Raw genomic sequence first — 26,687 nt, forward strand, 5'->3', positions numbered from 1 at the left:
CGTTGCTATTTAGTCTCACAAAGATCAAACTTAATGTTAGTTTGAAAACCTATCTCTACATCACTCCACGTTTTACCCTCATGCAAATCATAACAAGCTTTGTTAATAGCACTAAGAGCTTTAGAAGCACTAAAATCTAGAATGTCTATATTACCAGTTGCACTTAAGTCACCTTTGTTAAAAACATATGACATTGGTACATTTTTAGTTACACCGTTCATAGTTACCCCAACACTCATTACACCAGTTTTTGGTTTACCGCGTTCGCGTTTGTTTGACTTAATATCTACTATCTTTGCTGTAATATTTTTAGAACTCATTTGCTCAAAAAAGAACTTTACTAGCTTCTCATCTCTACCACTATTTTTAGAGTTGACACTCTTTGTGTCAATGACTACACTTGAACCTACAAGTATTTCACGGAAGTTATTTCCCTTAGGAGCTACTGCTGTGTATTTTACACTATTAAAAATTCCGCCAACTCCTGCTTTTGCCGGTGTTTTATAGGCTTTCCAGCTTACACTTACAGCTCCATCTTGACTTAAGATGCAAGAGCCACCTTTTGTTCCCATTTCCTCTGCATACGACATTGTCGCAACTAAAAATAGAGCTATTAAAAACTTTATCATTATCTTTCTCCTTTTATGTTGAGAGAGTATAACCGTTGATATATAAATTCAAATTAAATAAATAGATTTAGTTTTCTCTGTTATACTTTGAAATATGAATCCAATACTATTTTTCACAGCCTTTTTGGGCGTTTTTATTCTACTTAACATGTACATCTCAAAAAGGCTTATTGCCAAATTAGATATTAAAGAGAAGCACAAAGTATATCTTCGTATCTTTTTAGTCGTCAACTTTTTTGGCATCATAGGTTATATGCTAGGTCGCTACTACGTTGACATTCCTAACTGGCTCTACTTTCTTTTCTCACTTCCCATTGGCATACTATTTTTACTCTTTTGTACGGCTATCATCTACGATATATCAAGGGTGCTTCTTCATCACTCTCCAATTTCTAAAAAAAGAAGAAACTTCTTTAAACGCTCACTTGATATCTCTTCTTTAGTAGTAGCTACCTCTCTTAGTGCTAGGTCTATATATGAGGCTAGACATGTGAAGTTAGAGAAAATAAATATCAAGATAAACAAGCTAAAGAAACCTTACAAGATAGTCCAACTCAGTGACATTCACATAGGTGGACTAATTGATAAGACTTTCATTCACAATATAGTCCAAAGGGTAAACGCTTTAAAACCAGACATAGTTGTCATAACTGGTGACTTAGTAGATATAAGTATAGCCCATGCAAAAGAGACATTATCTGAGCTAAAGAACTTAAAATCTACATATGGAACTTTTTTTGTAGTTGGAAATCACGAATACTTTCACGATATAGCAACTATTATATACACACTCAAAGCTCTTGGCATCAGAGTACTTGAAAATGAAAATCTTTATATTGGCAAAGAAGGAGAAGGATTTAATTTAGCTGGTGTATACGATGTATTTGGCTACAGGACTAAGAGCTACATACCAGAGATAAGCGACGCCCTTCGTGGACTAAAAGAGTCACCAACTGTACTTCTGGCTCATCAACCCAGATACATAGAAGAAGTAACTCATAGTGTTGACTTGATGTTAAGCGGTCATACTCATGGCGGTCAGCTTTATCCATTTAGGTTTCTTGTTAAACTTCAACAGCCATACATAAGCGGTCTGCATCAGCACAATGAAGAGTTGCAGATATATGTAAACAAAGGAACTGGTTTTTGGGGCCCACCTATGAGACTCGGTGCAAGTTCTGAGATAACAGAGATAACTATTGAGCCTGCAGTTTAAGATATTTTTCTAAACATAATACTATTTTTACTATTATGTTTTATCATCTTTAAACCAAGCTCAGATGCCATATACTCAAATGTCTTAATAGAAAAGAAGCCTATATGTGTTATGTCTTTTATGTAAAACCACTTCAAGAACTTCTCATCATTACTTGGATGAAAGTAAGTCATAAGAAGTAAATATCCATCTTTGTTTAGATGTAAGAGTAGTTCTTTTAAAATATCTAGCGGACTTGCTAGATGCTCGATAACTTCGGTGGAGACAATCAAATCATACTTTTTATTTTTATATACTTTTTGTGGAAAATAAAACAAATCATATCTATCACAAAAGATGCCTCTTCTCTCAAGTAAAATAGGTAAAACTTCACCCTCACCACAACCAAAATCTAGTGCTATTTTTATCTCTTTTGCATCTATGCCAACAAATTCATCTATAAGATTCTCAAACATATTTACATAACCAAGTGATTCTAAGTTGTTTTCGTGATTATCATAATGCTCCTTCTCAAGGCTTGCATCTAAGTAGTGTTTGTCATCCAAAAATATATAGTCACACTCTTCGCATCTGTAGTAAATTTTAACAGATTTAGCATCTTTTATTACAGTTGTATTACAGTTACATATTTTACATTTATTCATGAAGTTATTTTATCTTCTTTTGTTATAATCTAGCATCAAAATTAAGCCTTTTTATAAAGAATAACTTAAAAAGCAAGGAAAGTAAAAAATAGACATTAGTTTATTAACAATATTACTTCAAAGAACTATGCAAGAGCTAAAAATCTTGCAAGTTTGATTTTTTAAATACTCTTTGTTGTATTTCATTTCTAAAATTTGAGCAAAGAGTGTTTTGATAATCAAACTATAGAGTAAATTATATATTTGTCTCTATTTTGGTTAACAACTAGTACGGTAATAGCTTTAAATATTATTGCTATTATGAATGATTTAAGTACTAACTTGTGATCTTTAACTTATCACTGTTTATGACTAATTTGTAAATACACGATTTGGATTATAGGGTGTGTTGTATTTAAAAATAGAGTATATGATAGTTGCAAGTTTTCTTGAAACTGCAACAAGTCCCTCTTTTTTAGATTTGCCTTGACTTCTTTTAGTATCGTAGAGTTGCTTCATCTGTTTGTTATGTATCAGACAACTTACAGCACTAAGATATAGTGCATGCTTGACCAAAGAAGAGCCTCTTTTACTTAAGTGACCTACACTTTTAGAATTACCAGAGCTATTTTCTGTTGGAAAGAGTCCAAGATATCCTATAAACTTAGGTATAGATGGAAACCTCGTCAGGTCTCCACATTCACTAATAACAGCAGCTACAGTTTTATCACTTACTCCAGGTATGGTTTTAAGGTTATCAATAAGAGTGTTACTCTCTGGTAGCTCATCAAGTGTTGAACTATTAATGCCTTTTTTATCAAGCAAAGAGAGTATCTCAGCTTCAATAATATCTATCTCACTAAGATACATCTTTAAAAGCCTAATAGTACTTCTAATAGCTATTGCTCTTGCATCTTTAGCCTTACCTGAATAGATAGACTCTCTTGAGAGTTCTAGTAATCTTAGGGCTTTGTCTTTATTGAAGTTATTGCCTTGAATATGAGCAAATATCTTCATGATTCTATCAACGCTACTATGCTTATAGTGATATGCTGTTGGATACTTTTCAAGCAGAGCTAGACCACTTATGGTAAATGGATTTGTGAAGCTCTCAAACTCTGGAAATGTAACTGTTATTTGAGTAATGATTCTCTTCTTAACCTCTTTCATATCAGACTGAATAGAAGCACGATTTCTATAGAGTGTTCTAAGGCTCTGATACTCATCATCAGTTACATAACCTGATGAGTATTTGCCATCTTTTAAAAAGAGTGCTATAACTAAAGAGTCTATGTTGTCATTTTTTACTTTTTTCATAGTTATTTGTTCTCTATACCTTGAGGTTTGAAATGGATTGAGTAGTTTAACACTATAGCCCTTAGACTTTAAAAACTCTAAAAGGTTTTCACCATAAATACCAGTTGCTTCTATACCGATAATAAAGTCATCTTTATCTAAAGTGACACTATCTAAAATAGTAAGTAATTTTTCAAACCCTTTTAAATCATTGTTGATTTTAAAAGGCTTGTTAATAACCTTAGTTTCACTATCATCGATAACTGAAACAACATGAAAACTCTTTGCAATATCTATTCCTACGTAATACATCTCTATAATCCTTGTCGTGTAATCTTAAGTTGCCTAACAAAAAAACAAAAGTTAAATTGTTAGAATTCACAGCCTCGTTAATCTATGTGTTGTAGGTGCTAAAATAACAGCTACCCCAACAGCTTTTAATAAGTGATTAACAACTAAAGACACCAACTGGCTTAATGATGTAGTCAGTAGATATAAAATATTTTCATATCCTGCTATAAGGAAAAAAATGTTGTTTTATCTTTAGTCATAAACTGTGAAAGTTACAAGATTTGAAGTTAGTACTTCAATCTTAAAAGAGTAATACTTCTTTGCTTTAAAGTCAAAAAAACTTTAAAAAAGAACTACTTACTCATAAAAGAAATTATACGAGGAATACTTATGGCATATTTTAAAAAAGTAAAAGTAAAAGACAAACTTTACGGTATGGTTTTTGGTGCAGGAAAAGTTACTCAGGTATTTGAAGACTCTCACTATAAGATGATGGTTACCTTTAAAAATGGTCACGAAATTCCATATACAGAAGATGGAATACCGGGTTGGGGTAATTTCAAAAAACAAACTATTTTTTACAAATCTGATATTGACCTTACTGATGTTGACTTCTCTCCTGTCTCTAAAGTGCTCTCTCCTAAAAAGATTATCAAATTAAGAGAAAAGAAAAAGCTAGAAGTTAGACTTCCATCTGGAATCTGGTCAAACTGTGTTAAGTGTGCAAAAGAGTATGTGGAAGAGATGCTGGAGAATGAAAACTATCACCTATTTAGAAAAAAGAAAGACTAGATTATGAAAAAACTACTATTTACCGGTTTACTTTTAGTTGCGTCTACACTCTTTGGAGAGCGTGTTTTTATAGATAAAAGCACATCTTTAATTTGGCAAGACCATCAAGACAACGAAGACCTTTCTATAACTTACTATCAGTCTAAAGATTATTGTGCAGACTTAGTCATAGGAAAGTATAACAACTTTCGTATACCTAGCCTAGTTGAGCTTCAAAGTATTGTGGATTATAAAAACTATAATTCCGCTATAAAAAAAGGTTTTGACTACGTTAGCGATGAGTACTACTGGACTACGACACCCTTTGTTGGTGAAAAAAATGTAGTATGGTTAATTCACTTTAAAAAGGGCGAGAGAACGGTAAAAGACATGCACTATGACAGGCATATCAGATGCGTTCAAAGTTCAATATAGTACAACTATTTCTACTACTTTTTCTTTTTGAAAACCTTTACGCTCTGCGACCTGCCGCAGTAGCTGGATCGTTTTATACAAACAACAAATCCCAACTCCAAACAGAAATAAAAACTCTTTTGCGTAATGCTAAAACATTTGAGCAAAAAAACATCAATGCACTTATAGTTCCTCACGCCGGTTATGTCTTCTGCGCAAATGTAGCTTCTACTGCTTACAAAACTCTAAACAAAAGATATAAAAATATTTTTCTCATTGGTTCAAGCCACTATATCAGTTTTGACGGTGCTTCCATCTACAACATAGGAGACTATAATACACCACTTGGAAATGTAAAGGTAAATAAGACTCTTGCGACTAAACTCATTGAAAACTCTCAGTACTTTACCTTCCATAAAGATGCACATAAAAAAGAGCATACACTAGAAGTACAACTTCCTTTTTTGCAAACAATCTATGGTAAAGATATAAATATAATCCCTATCATCATAGCCACCTCAAATCTAGGTACAATTAAGTCCATAGCAAAGGGTTTATCGCCCTACTTTAATGATGATAATCTTTTTATAATAAGTACAGATCTCTCTCATTACCCTACATTTGACGATGCAAACAGTGTAGATAAAAAGACTCTTGACTCACTTACAAAGAACAATCCACAAAAATTTGTAGAAGCTTTGGCAAAAAATGAAGATGCCAAGATAGAAGCACTTCAAACATCAGCATGCGGTTGGAGTTCTCTACTTACCCTTCTCTACATAACAAATAACAAACCTTATAAATATGAGATATTAGAGTATAAAAACTCTGCACATAGTAAATATGGAGATAAAAAAAAAGTTGTCGGTTATGGAGCTATGAGAGTCTATAAATCTGATGAGTTTTTTCTAACTTTAAAGGAGAAACAAGAACTGCTAAACATTGCTAACCTATCTCTATATCAAGCCATAGCAAATAAAAAAAAGCTAGTTGTAGATGAGAGCAAGATATCTCCAAAACTAAAAGAGCATTTAGGAGCCTTTGTGACTCTACACAAAAATAAGATACTTAGAGGTTGCATCGGTACATTTGGGCCTGATAAGCCACTCTATAAAGTCATTGTAGATATGACAATTGAGTCTGCACTTCACGACACTAGATTTAAAGAGGTAAAGCAAAGTGAGCTAAAAGATATAAAGATAGAGATATCTGTCTTAACACCAAGAAAAAAGATATCTTCACTTGATGAGATAGTCATAGGAAAACATGGCATCTACATAAAAAAAGGCTCTAAAACAGGTACTTACCTGCCACATGTTGCAACTGAGATGAAATGGGATACAAAAGAATTTGTAGGCAACTGTTCAGAGGAGAAAGTAGGCATCGGATATAATGGTTACAAAGATGCTGAGCTTTTTATATATGAAGCCATAGTTTTTGATATTAAAGATATTTTAAAAGATTAAATCTTCAAAAAATTATACGAGTGTCTCAATATCCACTAACTCCACACGACTACAATCTTTTTTGAATAACTTTTTTGCGATAGCATCTTCTTCAGCTAAAACAAGAATATCTGCAAAGTCATCTTTTGATACTTCAAGCGTGTATAACTCTTTAGCAGTTTCAACTATAAGAGAAGCATCTTCACTCTGCGTAACTAGCTCAATATTTCTTAAACCCTTTGCAAACTCACTCTTAATCGCTTTAGATATTTTCTCATTTAAAAGTAGCTCTTGAAGTTTTACTTTTGTGTTCAAATCTGACTCACACAATATTTTATATGTTACAACTATGTTGCCATTCATAATATGGTTCCTTTATATAGTATCTGGTGTTAAACCAACGTCTTGTAAGTAGTGACGTAACTTAACTATGGAGTCTAAGGACAAATCATTTTTATGTGAAAGTGCCATTATTAACTCTTTATCGTTAAAACTCAATTTTGCTTTATTATGTTTAGTAATCTCTATCTCGATACCAAAATGCTCAAGAGCCGAAAGAAGTCTTTTAACGTCTATGTTTCCAGATATCGGATGTTCAAATAGTTTTTCTATTTTTGCCTTGTATTTATGACTCATTCATATCCTTTTAGACTTCTATAAAATGGTGAGAGAGATCTTTTTCAATATCTAAGAGTGCTTTATCCAGTCTTGCAAAAATAGTCTTTATGTCATCATCTTCATTGAATATAGTAGTTGAAAAATTTGACTTTAGATGCGAAACAGTTCCAAATATATTTTCTAAGATGATGCTATTTAACTTATGAGCGTATTTATCTACACCTTTCAAATCAGTATTTGGTGCTATTATGACAAAATTTTTCTGATCATACTTTATAAGTATATCTGTATTTCTAATTTTTAATTTTAAAAGCTTTGTTATATCTTGGAGTATTTTTTCTGAAACTCTATTTTTAAATATATCGTCACTTCTTCCAATATTATAGACTCTAAACATCATTACACTCACATTTTGCGAGTTTTTATGAATTTTATCTATGTGTGATTGCAAGGAGGTAAACTCTTTTAGTTTATCAAGCGGTCCTACATTATAAACTTCAGAATCACTTTGAGCATGATTTTCTATACACTTTTGTATAAGCTCTATCAACTCTTCTTTAGTTTTTGATTGTAAATCTATACCTTTGATATCAAACACAACTATACCTCTTTGTATCTATTCTCATTTTATAGTATATCAAATTTTTCAATTAGCGTCTGCTTTGAATTGAATAACTTCATAAATTTGGTATCTCACAGCTATTAAAATAATATCTGCCCTGTCATCATCCCAGGAAGAGAAACTATACCTACTGCTTTAGAATTATCTACCCATTTACGATAGTAGTACCAAACAACGGCTAATGGAAGCAGTAGGAACAAAAAGTTTTGTACTGGTATTAACTTCCATACTACTCTCCAAAATTTATATAGTTACTGTCTTTTTTTAAATATAAGAAGTGTCTTATCTTCTGTGTCATACAGGGAGAAAGTCTGTTTATCAATTAGTTTCAGACCTGAAAGATTTTGAAAAGTTTTTATTTTGTGAAAGTATTGGATTATTGTATCTTGGTGTTTTATAAATTTCTCATCATTTTTTTCAAAAAGAGTAAATTGTGTATGAAGTTCATCGTTTGCAAATTCAGCATCTACGACCAAGAACTCTTTGTCGTTCTCAGCACTCATAGTGCCCTCTGCCACATCACTAAAACCATAAAGAGTGTTTATGTCTGCTATAAATATTCCATCGTCATTTAGCTTTGAAGAGATGGCATCTAAGAACTTTACCAATGCATCTTTGTTCATAAAGTTTAAAACATCAAAGATAGCGACTACAGCATCATAAGTCCCCTCAACATCGGCTACATCTATACACTCGGCATCTAAACCTTGAGCCTTGCACTCTTCAATCATAACTGAGCTAAGATCAATACCCTTGCACTTCACGCCATCGCTAATCATACGTTGCATAAAACCACCACGACCACAACCAACATCTAAAAGAGTTTTGATTTTATACTCGTCTAATTCTGAGCGATAGAGGTCGTAAAGTGCTTCAGTAGCTTCTTCAATGCCTAAAAGGTGTTCAGTTTTTGCATACAAATCTAGATTTGTCATTAAGCTTTTTGCTCTGCTTTAATTACTTCATTTATTTTTTTATATATATCTAGAACTTCATCTTTTTTAGCGATGTAGCTGTTTTTGTTAGCGATAAGATAAGTTGATGAAGTCATAATATCTTGAACAACTTCCAAGCCGTTTTGCTTCATAGTAGCACCAGTCTCTACAACATCAACAATCATATCAGCAAGTCCGATAATCGGAGCAAGTTCTATAGAACCGTAAAGTTTGATGATGTCAACAGAAACGGCTCTCTCTTCAAAGTAACGCTTAGTGATGTTAACCATTTTAGATGCCACTTTAAGGTCTGGTTTGTCAAGGTCAAGTTTTTCGCCTTTTTTCATGCCAATAGAGACTTTACAAATGCCACGTTTAAGGTCTAGCAAACGAACAACATCAAGCCCCTGCTCTTCTAAAGTATCAAGTCCAACAACACCTATATCAGCAGCTTGATGATAAACATAAGTCGCCACATCTTGGTTTCTAACAAGTAAAAAACGAAAATTAGGAGTATCTAGGATGAGCTTTCTATCATCAAATTTAAAAGTGTTACCAAATATAGTCTCAAATATTTCTAAAGTCTCTTTTGCAATACGACCTTTTGGAAGCGCAACTGTTAGCATTTTATGCCCTTGTATATATTTATATTTTTCGCATTTTATCTAAATGTAGCTCAAAGTTTTATAAGCTATGTTATAATTGCTTCAATTTTAAAACTGGGGAGAAGTGTGAAGACAATTATAAACTATAAACCTTGTCATTGCAACTGTTTCTTCAACATAAGAACAAAACTCGCAATTTTGTTTAATGTTTTTATCCCTAGATGCAAATACTACACACCATGTTTTGCATTTCGTAGAACCGGTGTACACCCTCCTCTTTAATATCCTTTATACTTCATAACAAATAAAAAAATAATAATAAACATATCAAAGGATATAGTCATGTCAAAAAATTACGTAGTAGGGTTTCCAAGAATCGGAGAACAAAGAGAATTAAAAAAAGTATTAGAGAGTTTTTGGGCAAATAATTGTTCATTTAAAGACGTTAAGAACGTAGCTAAAGAGCTTAAAAAGAGACACTGGAACTATCAAAAAGATGCCGGTATAGATTTTATTAGCTCAAATGACTTTTCTCTATATGACAACATGTTAGATACTGCCATAATGCTAGGAGCTATTCCTAAAAGGTTTAAAGAGTTAAAAGATGAAGAACTATATTTTTCTATGGCTAGAGGAAATAAACATAGTGTAGCTATGGAGATGACAAAGTGGTTTAACACAAACTATCACTATATAGTTGCTGAGCTATCACTTGATGACACATATGAACTAAACGCTTCAAAAATTTTAAATGAGTATAAAGAAGCAAAAGAGCTTGGTATTAAAACAAAGATAAACCTTATTGGTCCCATAACATTTTTAGGGCTATCTAAAAGAGTCGACAGAGGAGATACAAATGAGTTATTTAGCAAGATACTCCCTATCTATGAAGAACTTTTAAAAGAGATAGCAAAACTTGATGAAAATATAACTCTTCAAATAGACGAGCCTATCTTTGCTAAAGACAATGACACTAAACTCCTAAGTCTAATCAAACCCGCTTATGACACTTTAGCAAATGTAAGTAGCAACATAAATATAATTGTAACTACATATTTTGAACACTCAAACGAAGCTACAAAAATATTGCTAAATACTCCTATATGGGCACTTGGACTTGACTTTTTATATGGAGAACAAAACCTTGAATCACTTAAACTCATACAAGGTAGTTCCAAAAAACTTGTGGCAGGTGTAGTTGACGGTAGAAATATTTGGAAGAACAATATTCTTAAAACCAATGAACTACTTGAGACTATTGCCAAAACAGTTGATAAAAAGGACATCATTGTCAGCTCTTCTTGTAGTCTACTGCACTCTCCTTTTACACTTGAGTATGAAGACAAACTTGATGTAAATATCAAAAACTGGCTTAGTTATGCCAAAGAAAAATTAGATGAGATATCTCTTGTCTCAAAACTCTTTTTTAACTCTCTTGATGATTTAAATGAGGAAGAAACTACTGCTTTGGATAAAAACTTTAAAGCTAACCAAGATAGAAAAACTTCAGCTCTTATACATGATAAAGTTGTTCAAGAAAGAGTTTTAAACAACATAAAACTTCAAAGAGACGGAAAATATGAAGATAGAATCAAACTACAAAAAAGTGCTTTAAAATATAAAGATTTAGCGACGACGACTATTGGTTCATTTCCTCAAACTCCAGAAGTCAGACAAGCAAGAAAAGAATTTAAAAACAACACAATATCAAAAGAGGTTTATGAAGCAAATATGAAAGCTTACATAGATGATTGTGTATCTTTTCAAGAAGAGTGTGGAATTGAAATCTTAGTACATGGTGAGCCTGAAAGAAACGATATGGTTGAGTATTTTGGCGAACAATTAAAAGGATATGGTTTTTCACAAAACGGCTGGGTACAAAGTTATGGAAGCAGATGTGTTAAACCACCGTTTATCTATGGAGATATTAGCCGTCCTAAGCCTATGACTGTTGATTGGATAACTTATGCACAAAGTAAAACTGATAAAATCATGAAAGGAATGTTAACAGGTCCTGTAACTATTTTAAACTGGTCATTTGTAAGAGATGATAAAGAAAGAAGTGAAGTCTCAAAGCAGATTGCAGTCGCGCTAAGTGATGAGATAGATGATTTACAAAAGGCAGGCATTAAAATAATCCAAGTCGATGAAGCAGCCTTTAAAGAAGGATACCCGCTTAGAGCTCAAAAGATAAAATCATATGAAAAATGGGCTGTAAGAGATTTTAAGATAGCGGTAAGTTCAGCTAAAGAAAAGACTCAAATTCACACGCATATGTGTTACAGTGAGTTTAATGACATTATACAAACCATCGAGGACATGGATGCAGACGTTATCTCTATAGAGACTGCAAGAAGTGGAAATGAGCTCTTAAAAATCTTTAAAAAATATGGATACAAACAAGAAGTTGGTCCTGGAGTATATGATATACACTCTCCAAGAATTCCAAGTGTTAATGAAATAAAAAAACAGATAGATATGCTACTAGAAGTATTACCAAAAGAACAACTTTGGATAAATCCTGATTGTGGTTTGAAAACTAGAAGATGGGAAGAAGTAAAACCAAGTCTTGTAAATATGGTTGAAGCTGTAAAGCTAGTAAGAGAAGAACTAAAATAAAAGGACAAGGCATTTATGCCCTGTCCTCATCTATTTTGCAAGAGCTTCTTCATTCCCTTAAATATCAAACTTTCATTAACCTTGGCATCTGGAAAGATTTTTGCAAACTCTTTTGCATCTCCGCCCGTTAAGACAATGTTCATATCATGAGATATGACTTCGCAGTATAAAGTTTTTAGGTAGCCATAGCTTATGGCATCTGTGGAGTTTTTCGGCAGAGTATTTAAATCTAAGTCGAAGTTAAATGGATAATCTAAGGCTGAAGATATATCTTTGTAAGTCTTACTCATGGCATTTAACCCTGGATAGATAAAGCCTCCTTGAAATAAGCCGTCTTTTACTACATCTACAGTTACGGCACTTCCTGCATCTATGATGATTCCATTCTCAATTGCTTCAGATGCCACCATCCTGTCAACACCCATAGTCTCATAATATTTACTCATATCTAGTTTAGTTGAGAGGTCTATCCAGTTTGGCAAATTTTTTAAAATTGTTTTGATTTTTGGATTTACGCAGATGTAGTGAATATCTTCTTTTATAGTTGAAGGGTCAAAACTGAGTCTGTCTTTTTTGTAGTCTGTTTCACCGTCTAAGAAGTGGTATGAAGTGTTTCCTATGTCACAAAGAAGCATTACTGAATTTTCCAGCCTTGGCTTTTAAAAGCTTCTTTTGCTTTAGAACATAGCGGTGCATCTATAAAAATAATCTTGTGTTTAAAGTTGTGTCCACAAAAAACTGTCAGTTTCGCATATATCTCTTCAAATTTATGCACGTCTTTCATAAGTAGTCTGCTCTTTTGACTTACAGCAAAAATTGCCCAAAAATAGCCGGTTGTATCTGTTGCTTTATACATTTTTATTTTGTTGCGTATCCCCAACTCTTTAGGAGCAACCTCTTGCATCTTTTTATAAATTTTCCCTTTTTTTCTAAGGGAGTCAACTACCATTTGCATATCTATTTTTTGCCTTTATTATTAAAAGCATATCTTATCAAAACTATACTTCAAAGATACACAAGTATGATATAATTATTATATATGAAAGTAGTTCAAAAAAATATAATAACGGTGGATTCTCATACACTGTTAGATTTAGACTCTGTTGCTGTTGGCGATACTATAACATTTGATGTTTTTATAAAAAAGAGCAATGATTATATTATTATTATAGAAGCTGGAACCTATTTATCAGAGGCTTTGTATGCAAAACTGAAAAAACGACCTAGCTTATATATATTTAAAAATGACCAAAAGAAGCTTTCGCTTACATGTGAGACTCTAAAATATTATATTAAATACAATAAAAACAATCCCGATAAAAGAATAGAATTTATTTACAAGATAAACAATGAACTTTTTGAGAACTTTTTGAAAAATAAACTCAACAAGATTGATTTAAAATGTGTAACTATAATCTTAGAATCAATTCTTTACCTACTCAAGTACGATATTAATTTTTTAAAAAATACAATTCCATACTTTATAGAAAACAACTCCCTATCTAACCATTCACTACATGTGACTATATATGCTATGAAGCTTGGAAATGACCTTGATTTAGACAATAAAAAGCTTATACAAATAGGAACTGCTGCTCTTTTGCACGATCTTGGTGTAAAAAAAATCAAGGAGTCTTTAATGAATAAAAGCTCAAAACTTGATATTTTAGAGCTTGAACAAGTTCAAAAACATGTCACATATAGTATTGCTATTATAGAACAAAACAATATACATGACCCCATTATTTTAGACGCAATCAGGCATCATCATGAACAATATGATGGGAATGGATATCCAGATAAAATAAAGCAAGGGGAGATAAGTATTTTTGCTTCTATTTTAGCTATTTGTGATGTTTTCGATGCGCTTACAAGCAACAGACCTCATAGAAAACAATATACATCTTTTGAAGCTATTAAGATGATGATTAAAGATGATTCAATGGTAAACAAATTTAACCGTAAATACCTTCAACTACTACTTAAATCACTCTAGCTAATTCATAAAGCTAGGGTAGATTTTTTTGATTAAAAAATAAATTTTACATCCAATACAGTAATTAAAAAAAGCCTCAAGTAAAGCACATGACAAAAATATAAACGATACTATGATTGAAAAGAAATAAAGATTTAAATTATTTCCTGCTATTAGCATAAGAACAAAAAAAAGACCAAAGTATCCAGCCAGTCTTTTTGCACCACCATCAGTAAACTCATCTTTTAATTTAAAAAGTTTTTTAAGTAAGCTTGATATCTGAAAGATAGGAGAATACTTTTTTTTACAAAATAAACGCACCATAAAATCAAAAAACAAAATATATAGTATAAAAACGTTAAACGTAATCATATAAGTGACTAGCAAAATACTAACCATTAGGGCTACAAATCTAGCTACATTGCTATCAACATTTTCAAAATTAAGGGGACATGAGTGAGACAAAGTAAATAACCTTTAATATTTTTTATTGAAAGTTTAGTATCTTATTCTTAAAGTATTATTATTTTAATTTCTTATATTCTCTTCAATCATCATTTTTATCTTGAAGAACTCTTTTTCCATAGCAAAACAGCTTCTCATTGTACATGCTAAATACTCAAAGTTTGTCTTTTCATTTTTCATCAAAACATATGGATGTTTAATTTTTTTTATATTTAAAAAATCTTTTATCAGAATCTCTTTAGTGTTTTTTAATGTTACAACTTCCTTTTCTTGCATTAAAAATGCTATAGCAGATGCAGGAACATTGGACTGCTCTTTTTCTATCAAAGTGTTTTGAGATTCTAATGTTTTTAGGGCTAGTTTTTCATATCTAAACGAAGCTCTCAAAGATGCAAGTTTAATAATATTTTTAGTCATTCTTGCAAGTGCAGAGGTGTAGTACTTGTTACGCATATCTGCTTTTATATTTAGCTCATCATCGCTTTGATACCAGATACCATTTTTATAAAATTTACTCTTTGCCTTATTTAAAAAGTACTCTGCTTTTGAGAGTTTATCTTCATCAAAATTGGCTTCGTAAGATGCAAGCAAAGCTGAGATTATAAAGCTATAGTCTTCTAAAAGAGCTAACTGTAAAGGCTTTGTTCCTATAAGAGCTTGATGATATAGCTCCCCTTTTTTAAACATATATGCTAAAAGAGCCCCTAAGTGTTCATCTGCCTTTTTTGCATACTTCCTATCAAGTGCTGAAGCCTTATAGAGTGCCTCTATCATCATGGCATTCCAAGCTGTATTTATCTTTTTATCTATAAACGGATACTCTTTGTTTTTACGGACTTTAAGAAGTTCAGCTCTAAACTCTTTAAAACCTTTTACTCTATCGTTTGACATAAAGTTAAGATGTATTTTTGACTCAAAGTTTCCAAACTCATCAAAAGAAAAATCTTCTCTTAATGTTTTAGCATTTAAATTGTTCTTTAGTGCTTGTTCAATTTCATCACTTGTAAATATAAAGTATTTACCTTCTTCATGATAAGTGTCAGCATCTGAGGCACTGTAGTAGAGCTTATTTTTGACAAATTTCTTATCCAGCATTTCAATGCTCTCTCTTACAACATCTTTATACAACTTTTTTTGAGTTAATAGATATCCACGTACATAAAGAGGAATAAGTTCAGCTTGGTTATAAAGCATCTTCTCAAAGTGAGGAATCTCCCAAGCTGCATCTACGCTGTAACGAAAAAAACCTCCCTCTACATGGTCGTAAAGTCCACGCATAGCCATTGCATCTAGCATAGCTAAAGAGTTTTTTTGTAGTTTTTGGCTCTTTTTTAAAAGTGCCAAGTCCATCATAAGGGCTAGTTTTGAAGCTTCTGGAAACTTTTTGTTTCTTCCAAAACCTGCATATATATCATCAAAACTTTTTTCAATTGAAACACTTAAAGTATCTACAGAGATTTTTGCACTATCACTTTTCAGTCTCACTAAAGGTTTATTCATTAAATACTCCATAGCTTGAGCTTGAGCTAAAACACCTTTGTAGTCGCTTTTGTATCTCATGCTTATCTTAGGTAAAAGAGTATCAAAACCCTCGTGAAAGTACTCTTCGCTTGGAGGTATATAAGTCCCAATATAAAACGGCTCTTTATCATAAGTCAAAAAAGCATTCAGAGGCCATCCTCCATTTCTTTTTTTTACCTTTAGATGCAGTTGTTGATAGTAACTATCAAGATGTGGCATCTCTTCACGGTCAACTTTTATACAAACAAAGTTCTTGTTAAACAACTCTGCTATTGCTTTATTTTCAAAAGACTCTTTAGCCATCACATGACACCAGTGACATGTTGAGTATCCTATAGATAGGAAAACAGCCTTGTTTTCTCTTTTTGCTTTAAGAAAAGCTTTATTACCCCAAGGTAGCCAGTTGATTGGATTTGTCGCATGTTGTTGTAGATAGGGAGAGGTTTCCTGTGCTAATTCATTTTTTAGTTCATCAGCATCTATAAAGATAAAAAAAAGTAATATCACTAGTATCTGTTTCATTTAACTATTATATCCTAAAACATAATTAATGTGATTTTAATGTGATATATAAAAAAGAAATATATGTTATAATAAAAACTTAATTTAATTATAACAACAAAAGATAAGGAAAATAGATGAAAAAAATAGTTGGTGTGTTACTTACAGCATTTCTTCTTAATGCTTCTGATATTGCAGTCTCAAACTCTCTCACATTAAATGAGGCTATCGAGATTTTAAAATCAGAAAACTTAGAGATAAAGACTGCATCACTTAATGTAGATTCAGCAAAGGCGGAAATTCAAACCGCTAGTGGTAGCCATTGGGGTAAGCTTGACTTCGTGCAAGACTATGCGAACTCAAATGATGCAGGAAATGTATTTGGATTTAAGTTAACTTCGAGAGAGGCAACTTTTAATGATTTCGGATTTGCAGATTTTGGAAAAATCTCGAATGATACACCTCCAGATGACTTAAACTATCCAGATGCTAGAAACTTTTTTCAGAGCAAACTAAAATATGAAGTTCCTCTTTTTACAGGTTTTCAAATATCAAGTTATGTTGATATCATGGAATCAATGACAAAAATAAAAAAACTAGAAAAAAAACAAGTTATAAACGAAAAAATTTATCAAACGAGAAAAAGCTTTTATGACATGGCTCTGCTTCGTAACTCTACTAAAAATTTAAATACAATTCTTACAAATATTGAGACCTTGGAAGATATGACAAAAGAGATGATTCAAGTTGGATATGCAAAAAAGGTTGACCTTTTAGAAGTTCAAGCTAAAAAAGGCAATGTACAAAGATTGATTCTTCAAATGGAATCTAATCAAAAACTTCTCTATCACTACATCAGCTTCTTGCTAAACCAAAAAGTAGAAAATATCTCTACTACTTCCCCAAATGTTACTATGCCTAACTTTACAAACGAAGATATTTTAAATAATAACCTTGATATACAAAAAGCTTCGAGAGGTCTTGAAGTTCGCAAAAGTATGGTTGATGTATCTAAATCTACTTACTACCCGATGGTTGGAGCTTTTGCAGAAGTTGCAACTGCAGACAATACCTTTTTAGGAGATGCAGACGACCATAAAGCATATACAGTAGGTGCAAGACTTACTTGGAATATCTTTAATGGTGGCATTGATGATGCAAAAGTTGAAAAATCACGTATAGAGCATATGAAAACAAAAACACAAGTAGAGTTAGCAAAACAAGGTATAGCACTTAAAGTAGCTAAGATAAGAACTGAGATAGATACTTATAATGCTGAAATCATTTCTTTAGAAAAAGAGCTGGCTCTTGCAAATGAGATTTACACAAACTATGAGGGCAGATATAGAGAAAAACTAACTTCTATGAGTGATGTAATTATAAAACAATCAGAACAGATTCAAAAAATACTAGAACTGCAAATGGCACAAAACAAAAGAAATGAGCGTATATTCGCCTTAGAAAAATTAGCAAACGGAGAAAATAGATAATGAATAAGATTTTAATATTAATAGCACTTGGAGCTTCACTTATAGCTGAGACTCTTACACTCTCTGGAAGTGTTATTTCAGATAACCAAAAGATGATTACAAGCCGTTTTATGGGCTTTGTTACAGAAGTAAATGTAAGCGAGGGAGAGAGAGTGGTTAGAGATCAAGTTCTTTATTCTATAGATTCAAGAGAGATAGACTCAGCAAAGAGACAGTCTGAACTTAGCCTTCAAATGTATCAAAACCAATACTCAAACGTAAAACTAAACCTAGACAGATACAGAAGACTTCTTGCAAAAGATATGGTTTCAAAATATGAAGTAGAGAACCTAGAGTTAGCTGCACTTAACCTTCAAGATATGATTTCTATTGCAAAAGCAAGACTTCAAGAAGTTCAAAATCAATATAGATATCTAAATGTTAAGGCACCAAACGCAGGTGTAGTAGTTGCTAAAAATATTAAAGTTGGTGAAATGGCTATGCCTGGAATGCCGGCAATTATACTTTCTGACTTGAGTAATTTAAAAATCTCTGCAGAAATTGCAGAAAATGATTTAAGCCGAATTCAACACGGAACTGAAGTTATTGTAAATATCCCATCACTAAATATTAAAAGTAGTGGTAAAGTTAGTGCAATAATTCCAAGTTCAAACCCAATGACTCACACTTTTAAAATCAAAATTTCATTCAAAAGTAATAACAAATCAGTGTATCCTGGTATGTATGCAACTGTAGAAATAAAATAAGGTGCAAATATGGAAAAAATAGAATCTTATCAACCAACTGATTCAGCTGGTAAGTTAGCAAAAGGTTTTTTACGAAATCCCCTTACACTTGTACTTGGTGTATCCCTGCTAGCCATCGGATATCTGGCACTTATGATTATGCCTAGAGAAGAAAATCCACAGATGGTAGTTAGTGGATCTACGGTTATTGTAGCCCTTCCTGGAGCTAGTGCCGCTGAGATACAAAAAGTAATCGTACAGCCATTAGAGAGAAAACTAAAAGAAGTAAAGGGTGTTGAACATATCTATGGAACTGCTATGGACAATGTCGGTATCGTGAATGCAGCTTTTTTTATCGGTGAAGAGAAAGAGGGATCAAACCTTAAAGTCTATGATAAAATTATGCAAAACTCTAATATGTTTCCAAAAGGTGCAATGAATCCTATCATTAAGCCTCTTGATATTGATGTTGATATTCCCGTTGTGACAGTTGCCTTTTACTCAAATGATAAAAGTATGAGCAAAACAGAACTTTATAACAAAGTAAAAAAGATTCAACATCAAGTTAATGGCTTGGATAATGTAGCTGTAACAGAGGTAAAAGGTGGAAACAAACCTCAATTTAACATAAATGTAGACCTTTATAAACTCTCTGGTTATAACCTTTCTATGGGACAGATTGTTAAAGCTGTACAGTCACTTTCATACAGTGTTCCTGCTGTAAAAAACCGAACTAATGACAATAAAATAATCATGGTTGGTGTAAAAAACGCTATTGAAAGTTCAAAAGATATTGGAAATATTATTGTTGCACAGTACATGGGTTCTCCAATCTACTTAAATCAAATAGCAAAAGTGGAAAAATCTTATGATATTCAAAACTTCAAATCAGTTCAAATCAGCGTAAGAGATGAAAGTGGTAAATTTCAACCACTTCAAGATCAAGTTACTCTAACAGTCTCTAAGCTTCAAGGTACAAATGCCGTTGTAATTGCAGATGCTGTAAAAACAGAACTAGCCTCGTATAAAGGTTACTTACATGATAATGGTATCAGCTATGTTATCACTAGAAATGATGGAGAAAGAGCAGATGAAGCTGTTAATGAACTAGTATTTCACCTGGTACTCTCTATTGTAATCATTGCTATTTTACTTGTTCTTGTTCTTGGTTGGAGAGAATCTCTTATTGTTACTTTTACAGTACCTGCCATCTTAGCAATTACACTTTTTGTAGCTTACTTAACTGGGCAGACTATCAATAGAATCACACTATTCGCATTTTTACTATCTCTTGGTCTCTTAGTAGATGCTGCGATTATTGTTATTGAAAATATTCACAGACACTATCATGATGTTGCATCTGCGCATTGTACTGCAGACAATTTAATGATACGTGCAACTGATGAGATAGGTCCACCTACAAATATAGCAACTTTGGCGATTATTATGACTATGGTTCCAATGGCATTTGTTGGACAGATGATGGGTCAGTTTATGAAACCAATTCCAGCTAATGTTCCCGTAGCTCTTATTGCTTCATTATTTGTTGCATATATTTTCACACCGTACTTAGCAGTTAGAATGCTAAAAAGACCAGATTTTGATAAAAAAGGAGGTCATTAATGTTTGATAAATTTGAAAAAGCTATTTTTAATGGAATCCAAAGTGGCACAAAAAGAAAGATAATCTTTTTTGGAACGCTTATAGCATTTATACTTTCTGTACTGATGATAGCGCCGAGTAAAATGGTCTTAGCGAAGATGTTACCAGGTAAAAATAATGATACATTTAACATCTATGCAACACTTGCAAACGGAAGTTCGGTTGAGCAGACTAAAAATGTAACTGATTGTATTGTTGGATATATTCAAAAAGAAGGTGAGGTTTTAGATATTGAGGTTTTCTTAGGTATGGGAGCTCCTCTTGATTTTGCAGGACTAATAAAAGGCTCACATTTTAAAAATTCTGAAAATGTTGCAGAAATTGTTTTAAACCTTACAAAGAAACATGACAGAAGTGAGCCTTCATATATGATGGTTCAGCGTATGAGACCAATTATTGTCAAAAACTGTGAGTCACTATATCCTGATACTGTTGTATCTTTTGTTGAGCCACCTGCAGGACCTCCGGTTTTAGCAGCTATTGTTGCTGAAGTTTATGGCGGGGATGCACAAGGTATAAGAGAATTATCAAATAGAATATCGGATGTATTTAAAAAGACTGATGGTTTAGTAGATATAGATATTATGCAAGATGAGATTTATGACACTTTTGAAGTTCAAGTAGATAGTACAAAGGTCTCTCTCTCTGGTGCAAATATCAAGCAGTTAAATGACATTCTTTATCTTGCATTTGAAGGTATGCAGATAGCTGTTAAGAACTCTGATGTTTATAATGATCAAATTCCTATCTATCTATCACTTTCTCAAGACTCAAAAAGATTTACTTCTAAAGATATCAATGCAGTAAAAGCTAAACTTTCATCTTTGAAGCTTATGAATAAAATGGGTATGATGATACCTGTAACTGAATTAGTAACGATTAAACCTAAAAAGTCAAACCCTTTGATTATGAGTAAAAATCTTCATCAGATGACAAATGTTATGGCTGAGACAGATATGCTTTCACAAGTTTATCCTCTGATGGATGCAAGAAATGTTATTCTTGATACATTTACAGATAAATATGAGATAGAAAAAATCGGTATGTTTAACCTTAAACTTACAGATAAAGATACAAAAGAGATATATAAAATCATTTGGGATGGAGAGATGGAAGTAACACTTGATACTTTTGTTGAACTCGGTGCTGCATTTATAGCCGCTCTAATCCTTATCTTTTTATTAATGGTAATATACTATAAAAGTTATACACTCAGCGGTATCATTCTTTTAGGCTCGTTTTTGTCTATCATAGGGGTAATCGTTGGTCACTGGATTATGGACATCTTTACTGATGATACTTTCTTTTTAACTGCGACTTCACTCATCGGATTTATTGCACTAATAGGAATCAGTTCTCGTAACTCACTTCTTCTTATAGACTTTACAAAGTCACTAATGGATGAAAAGGGAATGCATAAAGCTGAAGCTATCGCATACGCAACTGCAACTCGTGCTAAGCCAATCTTCCTAACTGCGGCAGCTATTATTCTTGCGTCTACACTTCTTGCCGGAGATGCTGTATTTGGCGGTCTTGGTGTTGCTCTGATATTTGGAACTATAGCAGCCGTTGTAGCTTCTCTTATCGTTGTACCTGTACTTCTATTTAAAACAGATTTGGAAAAACACTTTCACTTTCATGAGAGAAAAGAGGTATCTATTGATAATCCACTTTAATCTCTTTCTTTTATAACCAGATAGTCATACTATCTGGTTAGTTATACTTAACAAAAACTCTTCTATTTGCATCTTTTTTTATCTCTGAAAAATTATCTAAATAGTCCAAATAAGTAATAAGATATTTTCTACTTAGTGGATGTTTGGCTTTAAAGTTTTGTATCTCTATATAACCGTCTTTTTTTATAATCTCTTTCATATCATTTACAAGTGAACTTAAACTAGAAGAGTGGATGAAAAGGTTATGTTGAAGTCTTATAACTTGTTTTTTAGCGCAGAGTGATTTTAAAATCTCATCACCCATTTCTCTGTCTATATCTAGGTCATCATAGATGTTGTAAGGAGCAGTTGGAGCGATGCCCTCCTCTTCTAAACGTTTTAACATTATCTGCTCTAGAGAGCTTGTGAAGTCTTCTTTTATATCTGCATTTTTATAGAGGTTTCCATCTTTTACTAAAAACTCTTCAGCTACAAGTTCATTTAAAACAAGCTCTATAAAATCAGTACTCGCCCACTTTAGTCTGAGCTTTATAGAAGCATTTGAGAGAAGTGCGTATTGATTTTTAGTGTAGATATTTTTAATATTGGCGTAAATAGTAGCTTTTGTAGATAAAGGATAGATGATAAGCTCTTTTTCATCCACAAAGCTTTCATATAACTCTTTAGCACTATGGAGTGCTTCTTGATGTGAGAGTGCAAACCTTTGTGCAGATGAGATGAGTCCTAAACCTTTTTTATGTGCATAAAGTAAAATCGAGTATGCTTTTGGTATATCTTTTTTTTGTAGCGCTTCTAAGAGATGCAACTTTTGAGACTTTTTCATAGGGTCACTTACAGGGTTTAAAACTACCCCGCCAGCCACTGTAAAGTTTCCATCTCTTATGATTAGTTTCTCATTGTAGATGCTAAAGATATCCTCTTCACTTTTTATAGATGCAAAACCCTCTGTCAAAGAATCCTCTGAGTTAAAGAGTAAGACCTTTGCATCTATCTTTCTTGAACCTATATAGATTGAGTAGTGTCTATTATGATGTAAAAACTTATCTTTTAGTGTTTTAAAAGAGATGTCTATAGAGTTAAAACCTCTGAGATATCCTTTTTTGCTGATAACAAAACCTCTTTTTATATCCTTAGCATCTACACCACTCAAATTTATGGCTGTTCTATTTGAGATATTTGCAGTCTGGGCATCTGCCCCATGGACTTGAAGGTTTTTAATCTTGGACTCTTTTTGTATATCACAGATAAACAGTTTGTCATTCACTTCTATGGGTTTACCAAGTACAGTCCCAGTTACAATAGTTCCTGCACCCTTAGCACTAAAGACTCTGTCAACATAGTATCTAAAGAAATTCTCTTCTATCTTTGTACTTGCATCAAGAGTAAAAAGTCTCTCTTTGAGGTTCTCTATTGAAACCTCATCGAAAATAGAGACACCCATACTAAATTTCAAGTCAAAGTCATATCTGTGAATAAACTCTTCAACTTCTAATAGTTTTTTCTCTAGCTCAGCCTCGTCTATCAAGTCTTTTTTTGTAACCACTAAGACTGCATTTTTTACACCAAGTAGATTTAAAATCTCTAGATGCTCTACAGTCTGTGGCTTTATTCCCTCAACTGCACTCACAACTATAAGTACACAGTCAAAAGAAAATGCTCCAGCTATCATGTTTTTTACAAGTTTTTCATGTCCGGGAACATCTATAAAAGCTATATTTTTATCATTTTGAGCAATGTTTGAAAAACTAAGGTCTATAGTTATACCACGCTCTTGTTCTTCTTTTGTAGTATCACCTTCAAAACCATTGAGTGCTTTGATAAGAGCTGTTTTACCGTGGTCAATATGTCCACATGTTCCTATGATAAAGTTAGACATCTGATATCTCTTTTATTACGCTTATTATTTGCTCTATTTCACTTTTTCGTATAGCTCTAAAGTCTAGTAAAAACTTATCGTCTTCTATTCGACCTATTATTTTTCTCTCTCTAAATAGTTTTTCCATCTTGTTTTGTTTATAGTTTTTTATTTTGATGCTCATTGCGATGCTTGGAATGGTTCTGTTTGGTGTAGTACCGCCACCTATGACAGTTTTGGTCTCTATGATTTCAGACTCGCATATATCCTTTACTGCTTCTTGTAAAGATAGTGCATTTTCTCTTAGTTCATCAGTAGGAGTGAAAAGCATCTTTAAAGTAGGAATCTCATCTATCTTGTTAAGCAACACTGACGTTACGCTCTCTTCTAGCAGTGCAAGGGTAAGTTTATCTACTCTTAACATACGAAGAAGCTGATTCTTTTTGAGTTTAGCGATGTACTCTTTTTTTCCTACTATGATTCCAGCTTGTACACTTCCTAAAAGCTTATCCCCTGAGAAACTAAGAAGTGATGGATTTTCTTCCATATATTTTAGTACTGAGGGTTCATGCTGGTCAAGTCCATAAGGAAGATCAACCAGATGCCCGCTTCCCATATCGTAGTAGTCTATAAGATTTTTCTCACGTGCGAGGTGTACTAACTCTTTAAACTCGACCTCAGAGCTAAAGCCTTCTATAGAGTAGTTAGACTTATGAACTTTCATAAGCATTGATGTCTTCTCAGTTATGGCATCTTCATAGTCATACAGATGCGTTTTGTTTGTAGCTCCGACTTCAACAAGATTTGCCCCACTGTGTTTCATAACATCTGGGATTCTAAAACTTCCGCCTATCTCTACAAGCTCACCGCGACTCACGACCACTTCTTTTTTCTTTGCAAAGGTATTAAGGATTAAAAAGACTGCACTTGCGTTATTGTTGACTATAAGAACATCTTCGCATCCAAGAAGTCTACAAATCACATCTGAGATATGAGAGTATCTCTCTCCTCTTTTACCTTTGGCTAAATCGTACTCTAGGTTGTTGTAGCTAGTTACTACATCTTTTACTTTATCAAATGCTTTTTCATCTATCAGGCTTCGTCCCAAGTTTGTATGTACTATTACGCCAGTTGCATTGATTAGCTTTTGTAGAGAGGGTTTTGTAAGTTCAGAGTATTTTTGTAAAACTGCATCTACCAACTCATCTTCGGTGAAAGATTCTACTTCATTTTTTAAAATGTTTTCTCTTAAGTTTTGAAGAACTTCTTGAGTAATACTAACAACAAGTGACGAGGCTAAGTCATCAAATTTTTCATTCTGGGTAAACTTGTCTACCTTAGGAATAGATTTTAGTAAAAACATTTTTACCCTTTTTTAGATAGTTTTTATATTTTATGTAGTACACTTCAGTTGTACAAGATTTGGGGGGCATGTGACCCTGGTGGGCACCACAGGTTTCAACCCTGATTGGAGGTTTTGCTGACAAACCCTCGGGAGGTTCGATTCCTTCGCCTTCTCACCAAACTTAGTACACGATTATCGGTCTATCTCCTCTTGGAATAATAGAACCAATCACACACGCGTAACCAAAAGTCAAATCTTCAACTCTTTTTACATACTCCCGTGCGTCTTTTTCATTCATAGATACTAATAGTCCACCCGATGTTTGTGCATCACAAAACATTAGTGCGTACTTCGTAGCATCGCTAACAAATGTAACCTTATCTTCTAAATACTTCATATTTCTCTTAGTCCCACCAGGAACTACATCTTTTTCTGCCAACTCAAATGCATCTGCCATAACAGGAACACTCTTGGCATCTATACTAAGAGTTACAAATTCATTTGTAGACTCGTAAGCGTGACCAAGCAGACCAAAACCTGTAACATCAGTACAAGCACTTACTTCATACTCCCCTAGGAGTCTTGAGGGTAAATGGTTAAGAGCTTCCATAACTTTTATGGCTTCAAGAGTAGTCTCTGTTTTAAGTAGGTCTCTCTTAATGGCAGTTGTTAAGATACCCATGCCTATAGGTTTAGTCAACACTAAAACATGTCCTATCTTGGGAGTATTATTTCTAAGAACTTTACTAGGATGTATCATCCCTGTAACGCTAAGTCCATAATACATCTCAAGTGACTCTATAGTATGACCGCCGATTAAAACACCACCGCACTCTTTTATCTTCTCATTTCCGCCTCTTAGTATTTCACTAAGAACTTCATAGTCATGATTAGTCTTGTCAAAGCCTACAATGTTTAGTGCAGTCTTAACTTCTGCTCCCATTGCAAATATATCTGATAAAGAGTTTGCTGCTGCGATTTTTCCATATATAAACGGGTCATCAACAACAGGTGTAATAAAATCAACAGTTTGGACTAATGCTTCATTTTCATTTATCTTAAAAACCGAAGCGTCTTCACTGTTTTCAAATCCTACAAGCACATTTTCGTTATCTGGTATAAGTGAGCGAATTGTATGTTTTAGATCTCCCGGACCCATCTTCGCTGCTCAACCAGCTGCTTGAACGAACTTAGTTAATTTAGATTCGTTATTCATGTTTAGCCTTAAAGTATTTTATGGGGTAAGTGTAAGAAGTGTAGTAAAAGATTTTATTACATTTATGTACACCTAATCCATAGGTTAATGTTACTTGTATTCTACTAGTTATAAAATTAAACTAATATTAAAATAGTAAAGATTATTTTACTATTTAAGTAAAAATTAATAT

26 protein-coding genes and 1 tRNA gene are annotated in these 26,687 nt (G+C 33.0%); 11 read left to right on the forward strand and 16 right to left on the reverse strand.

Annotation, left to right across the window (positions count from 1 at the left end; translation table 11 throughout):
* Positions 1-5 precede the first annotated feature (5 nt).
* Entirely contained in the window at positions 6-629 is a 624-nt protein-coding gene (locus tag ACLHDE_RS08370; RefSeq protein ID WP_415395971.1) for a YceI family protein, read from the reverse strand.
* A gap of 94 nt (positions 630-723) precedes the next feature.
* On the opposite strand from ACLHDE_RS08370, the gene ACLHDE_RS08375 reads away from it, so the two are divergent.
* Positions 724-1,845, forward strand: coding sequence for a metallophosphoesterase (locus ACLHDE_RS08375; RefSeq protein ID WP_415395972.1), 1,122 nt, complete (start codon positions 724-726; stop codon positions 1,843-1,845).
* On the opposite strand, the gene ACLHDE_RS08380 is transcribed toward ACLHDE_RS08375, so the two are convergent.
* Both ACLHDE_RS08380 and ACLHDE_RS08385 read right to left on the reverse strand, forming a co-directional pair.
* Positions 1,842-2,489: a class I SAM-dependent methyltransferase gene (locus tag ACLHDE_RS08380; protein ID WP_415395973.1), complete on the reverse strand. Its 648-nt coding sequence runs from the start codon at positions 2,487-2,489 to the stop codon at positions 1,842-1,844. The two genes, ACLHDE_RS08375 and ACLHDE_RS08380, sit on opposite strands and share 4 nt — an antisense overlap.
* A 351-nt stretch (positions 2,490-2,840) precedes the next feature.
* Positions 2,841-4,076 (reverse strand): IS110 family transposase, encoded by a 1,236-nt coding sequence (locus tag ACLHDE_RS08385; protein ID WP_415395806.1) that lies wholly within the window; start codon positions 4,074-4,076, stop codon positions 2,841-2,843.
* 369 nt (positions 4,077-4,445) lie between these two features.
* Here ACLHDE_RS08385 and ACLHDE_RS08390 point away from each other — a divergent pair, with 369 nt between their 5' ends.
* Genes ACLHDE_RS08390 through amrB form a run of 3 tightly spaced genes read left to right on the forward strand, consistent with a single transcriptional unit; the run spans position 4,446 to position 6,706 of the window.
* Complete coding sequence (locus ACLHDE_RS08390) at positions 4,446-4,847, forward strand: hypothetical protein (RefSeq protein ID WP_415395974.1); 402 nt, start codon at positions 4,446-4,448, stop codon at positions 4,845-4,847.
* A gap of 3 nt (positions 4,848-4,850) precedes the next feature.
* On the forward strand, positions 4,851-5,261 hold the full coding sequence (locus ACLHDE_RS08395; RefSeq protein WP_415395975.1) for a DUF1566 domain-containing protein: 411 nt from the start codon (positions 4,851-4,853) through the stop codon (positions 5,259-5,261).
* Complete coding sequence (gene amrB / locus ACLHDE_RS08400) at positions 5,240-6,706, forward strand: AmmeMemoRadiSam system protein B (RefSeq protein ID WP_415395976.1); 1,467 nt, start codon at positions 5,240-5,242, stop codon at positions 6,704-6,706. The genes ACLHDE_RS08395 and amrB overlap by 22 nt, the downstream gene beginning before the upstream one ends.
* A gap of 12 nt (positions 6,707-6,718) precedes the next feature.
* Here amrB and ACLHDE_RS08405 read toward each other — a convergent pair whose 3' ends face one another.
* The 6 genes from ACLHDE_RS08405 to hisG all read right to left on the reverse strand — a co-directional run bounded on the left by ACLHDE_RS08405 (position 6,719) and on the right by hisG (position 9,486).
* Positions 6,719-7,048, reverse strand: coding sequence for a hypothetical protein (locus ACLHDE_RS08405; protein ID WP_415395977.1), 330 nt, complete (start codon positions 7,046-7,048; stop codon positions 6,719-6,721).
* A 12-nt stretch (positions 7,049-7,060) separates the two neighbouring features.
* Entirely contained in the window at positions 7,061-7,321 is a 261-nt protein-coding gene (locus tag ACLHDE_RS08410) for a hypothetical protein (protein WP_415395978.1), read from the reverse strand.
* 10 nt (positions 7,322-7,331) lie between these two features.
* Entirely contained in the window at positions 7,332-7,901 is a 570-nt protein-coding gene (locus ACLHDE_RS08415) for a diguanylate cyclase domain-containing protein (protein WP_415395979.1), read from the reverse strand.
* Positions 7,902-8,005: 104 nt separating this feature from the next.
* Entirely contained in the window at positions 8,006-8,125 is a 120-nt protein-coding gene (locus tag ACLHDE_RS08420; RefSeq protein WP_415395980.1) for an ABC transporter permease, read from the reverse strand.
* Positions 8,126-8,176: 51 nt separating this feature from the next.
* On the reverse strand, positions 8,177-8,860 hold the full coding sequence (locus ACLHDE_RS08425) for a class I SAM-dependent DNA methyltransferase (RefSeq protein WP_415395981.1): 684 nt from the start codon (positions 8,858-8,860) through the stop codon (positions 8,177-8,179).
* Positions 8,860-9,486: an ATP phosphoribosyltransferase gene (gene hisG / locus ACLHDE_RS08430; RefSeq protein WP_415395982.1), complete on the reverse strand. Its 627-nt coding sequence runs from the start codon at positions 9,484-9,486 to the stop codon at positions 8,860-8,862. The genes ACLHDE_RS08425 and hisG overlap by 1 nt, the downstream gene beginning before the upstream one ends.
* A 321-nt stretch (positions 9,487-9,807) precedes the next feature.
* On the opposite strand from hisG, the gene metE reads away from it, so the two are divergent.
* On the forward strand, positions 9,808-12,084 hold the full coding sequence (gene metE, locus ACLHDE_RS08435; RefSeq protein WP_415395983.1) for a 5-methyltetrahydropteroyltriglutamate--homocysteine S-methyltransferase: 2,277 nt from the start codon (positions 9,808-9,810) through the stop codon (positions 12,082-12,084).
* Positions 12,085-12,110: 26 nt separating this feature from the next.
* On the opposite strand, the gene ACLHDE_RS08440 is transcribed toward metE, so the two are convergent.
* Both ACLHDE_RS08440 and ACLHDE_RS08445 read right to left on the reverse strand, forming a co-directional pair.
* Positions 12,111-12,719 carry a type III pantothenate kinase gene (locus tag ACLHDE_RS08440; RefSeq protein WP_415395984.1) on the reverse strand — a complete coding sequence of 203 codons (609 nt, stop codon included), beginning with the start codon at positions 12,717-12,719 and terminating at the stop codon, positions 12,111-12,113.
* Positions 12,719-13,039, reverse strand: a complete 321-nt coding sequence (locus tag ACLHDE_RS08445) for a hypothetical protein (protein WP_415395985.1) — start codon at positions 13,037-13,039, stop codon at positions 12,719-12,721. The genes ACLHDE_RS08440 and ACLHDE_RS08445 overlap by 1 nt, the downstream gene beginning before the upstream one ends.
* An 84-nt stretch (positions 13,040-13,123) precedes the next feature.
* Here ACLHDE_RS08445 and ACLHDE_RS08450 point away from each other — a divergent pair, with 84 nt between their 5' ends.
* Positions 13,124-14,080 carry an HD-GYP domain-containing protein gene (locus ACLHDE_RS08450; protein WP_415395986.1) on the forward strand — a complete coding sequence of 319 codons (957 nt, stop codon included), beginning with the start codon at positions 13,124-13,126 and terminating at the stop codon, positions 14,078-14,080.
* Here ACLHDE_RS08450 and ACLHDE_RS08455 read toward each other — a convergent pair whose 3' ends face one another.
* A complete protein-coding gene (locus ACLHDE_RS08455; RefSeq protein WP_415398531.1) occupies positions 14,081-14,458 on the reverse strand; it encodes a DUF4395 domain-containing protein in 378 nt (125 codons plus the stop codon).
* Positions 14,459-14,587: 129 nt separating this feature from the next.
* Positions 14,588-16,567, reverse strand: a complete 1,980-nt coding sequence (locus ACLHDE_RS08460) for a thioredoxin domain-containing protein (RefSeq protein WP_415395987.1) — start codon at positions 16,565-16,567, stop codon at positions 14,588-14,590.
* Between the two features lie 116 nt (positions 16,568-16,683).
* Between ACLHDE_RS08460 and ACLHDE_RS08465 the strand changes: the two genes are divergently transcribed.
* Genes ACLHDE_RS08465 through ACLHDE_RS08480 form a run of 4 tightly spaced genes read left to right on the forward strand, consistent with a single transcriptional unit; the run spans position 16,684 to position 22,099 of the window.
* Positions 16,684-18,036, forward strand: coding sequence for a TolC family protein (locus ACLHDE_RS08465; RefSeq protein ID WP_415395988.1), 1,353 nt, complete (start codon positions 16,684-16,686; stop codon positions 18,034-18,036).
* Positions 18,036-18,782: an efflux RND transporter periplasmic adaptor subunit gene (locus ACLHDE_RS08470; protein ID WP_415395989.1), complete on the forward strand. Its 747-nt coding sequence runs from the start codon at positions 18,036-18,038 to the stop codon at positions 18,780-18,782. The genes ACLHDE_RS08465 and ACLHDE_RS08470 overlap by 1 nt, the downstream gene beginning before the upstream one ends.
* Before the next feature lie 9 nt (positions 18,783-18,791).
* Positions 18,792-20,384: an efflux RND transporter permease subunit gene (locus ACLHDE_RS08475; protein WP_415395990.1), complete on the forward strand. Its 1,593-nt coding sequence runs from the start codon at positions 18,792-18,794 to the stop codon at positions 20,382-20,384.
* Complete coding sequence (locus ACLHDE_RS08480) at positions 20,384-22,099, forward strand: efflux RND transporter permease subunit (protein WP_415395991.1); 1,716 nt, start codon at positions 20,384-20,386, stop codon at positions 22,097-22,099. Before ACLHDE_RS08475 ends, ACLHDE_RS08480 begins: the two co-directional genes overlap by 1 nt.
* 37 nt (positions 22,100-22,136) lie before the next feature.
* Here the strand turns inward: ACLHDE_RS08480 and selB are convergent, their stop codons facing one another.
* Entirely contained in the window at positions 22,137-23,975 is a 1,839-nt protein-coding gene (gene selB, locus ACLHDE_RS08485) for a selenocysteine-specific translation elongation factor (protein WP_415395992.1), read from the reverse strand.
* Positions 23,968-25,317: an L-seryl-tRNA(Sec) selenium transferase gene (gene selA / locus ACLHDE_RS08490; protein ID WP_415395993.1), complete on the reverse strand. Its 1,350-nt coding sequence runs from the start codon at positions 25,315-25,317 to the stop codon at positions 23,968-23,970. Before selA ends, selB begins: the two co-directional genes overlap by 8 nt.
* Before the next feature lie 61 nt (positions 25,318-25,378).
* Here selA and ACLHDE_RS08495 point away from each other — a divergent pair.
* Positions 25,379-25,477 (forward strand) — tRNA-Sec (locus ACLHDE_RS08495).
* A 3-nt stretch (positions 25,478-25,480) separates the two neighbouring features.
* On the opposite strand, the gene selD is transcribed toward ACLHDE_RS08495, so the two are convergent.
* Entirely contained in the window at positions 25,481-26,515 is a 1,035-nt protein-coding gene (gene selD, locus ACLHDE_RS08500) for a selenide, water dikinase SelD (RefSeq protein ID WP_415395994.1), read from the reverse strand.
* Positions 26,516-26,687 lie beyond the last annotated feature (172 nt).

Origin of the sequence: Sulfurimonas iocasae (genome assembly GCF_047716755.1) — a bacterium.
Taxonomy (GTDB): domain Bacteria; phylum Campylobacterota; class Campylobacteria; order Campylobacterales; family Sulfurimonadaceae; genus Sulfurimonas.

Excerpts from the sequence above, each read along its gene's own strand:
- metE (WP_415395983.1), top strand. The coding sequence starts at position 9,808 with ATGTCAAAAAATTACGTAGTAGGGTTTCCAAGAATCGGAGAACAAAGA.
- ACLHDE_RS08410 (WP_415395978.1), bottom strand. The coding sequence starts at position 7,321 with ATGAGTCATAAATACAAGGCAAAAATAGAAAAACTATTTGAACATCCG.
- selA (WP_415395993.1), bottom strand. The coding sequence starts at position 25,317 with ATGTTTTTACTAAAATCTATTCCTAAGGTAGACAAGTTTACCCAGAAT.
- ACLHDE_RS08390 (WP_415395974.1), top strand. The coding sequence starts at position 4,446 with ATGGCATATTTTAAAAAAGTAAAAGTAAAAGACAAACTTTACGGTATG.
- ACLHDE_RS08375 (WP_415395972.1), top strand. The coding sequence starts at position 724 with ATGAATCCAATACTATTTTTCACAGCCTTTTTGGGCGTTTTTATTCTA.
- ACLHDE_RS08460 (WP_415395987.1), bottom strand. The coding sequence starts at position 16,567 with ATGAAACAGATACTAGTGATATTACTTTTTTTTATCTTTATAGATGCT.
- ACLHDE_RS08385 (WP_415395806.1), bottom strand. The coding sequence starts at position 4,076 with ATGTATTACGTAGGAATAGATATTGCAAAGAGTTTTCATGTTGTTTCA.
- ACLHDE_RS08465 (WP_415395988.1), top strand. The coding sequence starts at position 16,684 with ATGAAAAAAATAGTTGGTGTGTTACTTACAGCATTTCTTCTTAATGCT.
- hisG (WP_415395982.1), bottom strand. The coding sequence starts at position 9,486 with ATGCTAACAGTTGCGCTTCCAAAAGGTCGTATTGCAAAAGAGACTTTA.
- amrB (WP_415395976.1), top strand. The coding sequence starts at position 5,240 with ATGCGTTCAAAGTTCAATATAGTACAACTATTTCTACTACTTTTTCTT.
- ACLHDE_RS08440 (WP_415395984.1), bottom strand. The coding sequence starts at position 12,719 with ATGCTTCTTTGTGACATAGGAAACACTTCATACCACTTCTTAGACGGT.
- ACLHDE_RS08455 (WP_415398531.1), bottom strand. The coding sequence starts at position 14,458 with ATGGTTAGTATTTTGCTAGTCACTTATATGATTACGTTTAACGTTTTT.
- ACLHDE_RS08445 (WP_415395985.1), bottom strand. The coding sequence starts at position 13,039 with ATGCAAATGGTAGTTGACTCCCTTAGAAAAAAAGGGAAAATTTATAAA.
- ACLHDE_RS08480 (WP_415395991.1), top strand. The coding sequence starts at position 20,384 with ATGTTTGATAAATTTGAAAAAGCTATTTTTAATGGAATCCAAAGTGGC.
- ACLHDE_RS08405 (WP_415395977.1), bottom strand. The coding sequence starts at position 7,048 with ATGAATGGCAACATAGTTGTAACATATAAAATATTGTGTGAGTCAGAT.
- ACLHDE_RS08450 (WP_415395986.1), top strand. The coding sequence starts at position 13,124 with ATGAAAGTAGTTCAAAAAAATATAATAACGGTGGATTCTCATACACTG.
- ACLHDE_RS08380 (WP_415395973.1), bottom strand. The coding sequence starts at position 2,489 with ATGAATAAATGTAAAATATGTAACTGTAATACAACTGTAATAAAAGAT.
- selB (WP_415395992.1), bottom strand. The coding sequence starts at position 23,975 with ATGTCTAACTTTATCATAGGAACATGTGGACATATTGACCACGGTAAA.
- ACLHDE_RS08425 (WP_415395981.1), bottom strand. The coding sequence starts at position 8,860 with ATGACAAATCTAGATTTGTATGCAAAAACTGAACACCTTTTAGGCATT.
- ACLHDE_RS08395 (WP_415395975.1), top strand. The coding sequence starts at position 4,851 with ATGAAAAAACTACTATTTACCGGTTTACTTTTAGTTGCGTCTACACTC.
- ACLHDE_RS08470 (WP_415395989.1), top strand. The coding sequence starts at position 18,036 with ATGAATAAGATTTTAATATTAATAGCACTTGGAGCTTCACTTATAGCT.
- ACLHDE_RS08475 (WP_415395990.1), top strand. The coding sequence starts at position 18,792 with ATGGAAAAAATAGAATCTTATCAACCAACTGATTCAGCTGGTAAGTTA.
- ACLHDE_RS08370 (WP_415395971.1), bottom strand. The coding sequence starts at position 629 with ATGATAAAGTTTTTAATAGCTCTATTTTTAGTTGCGACAATGTCGTAT.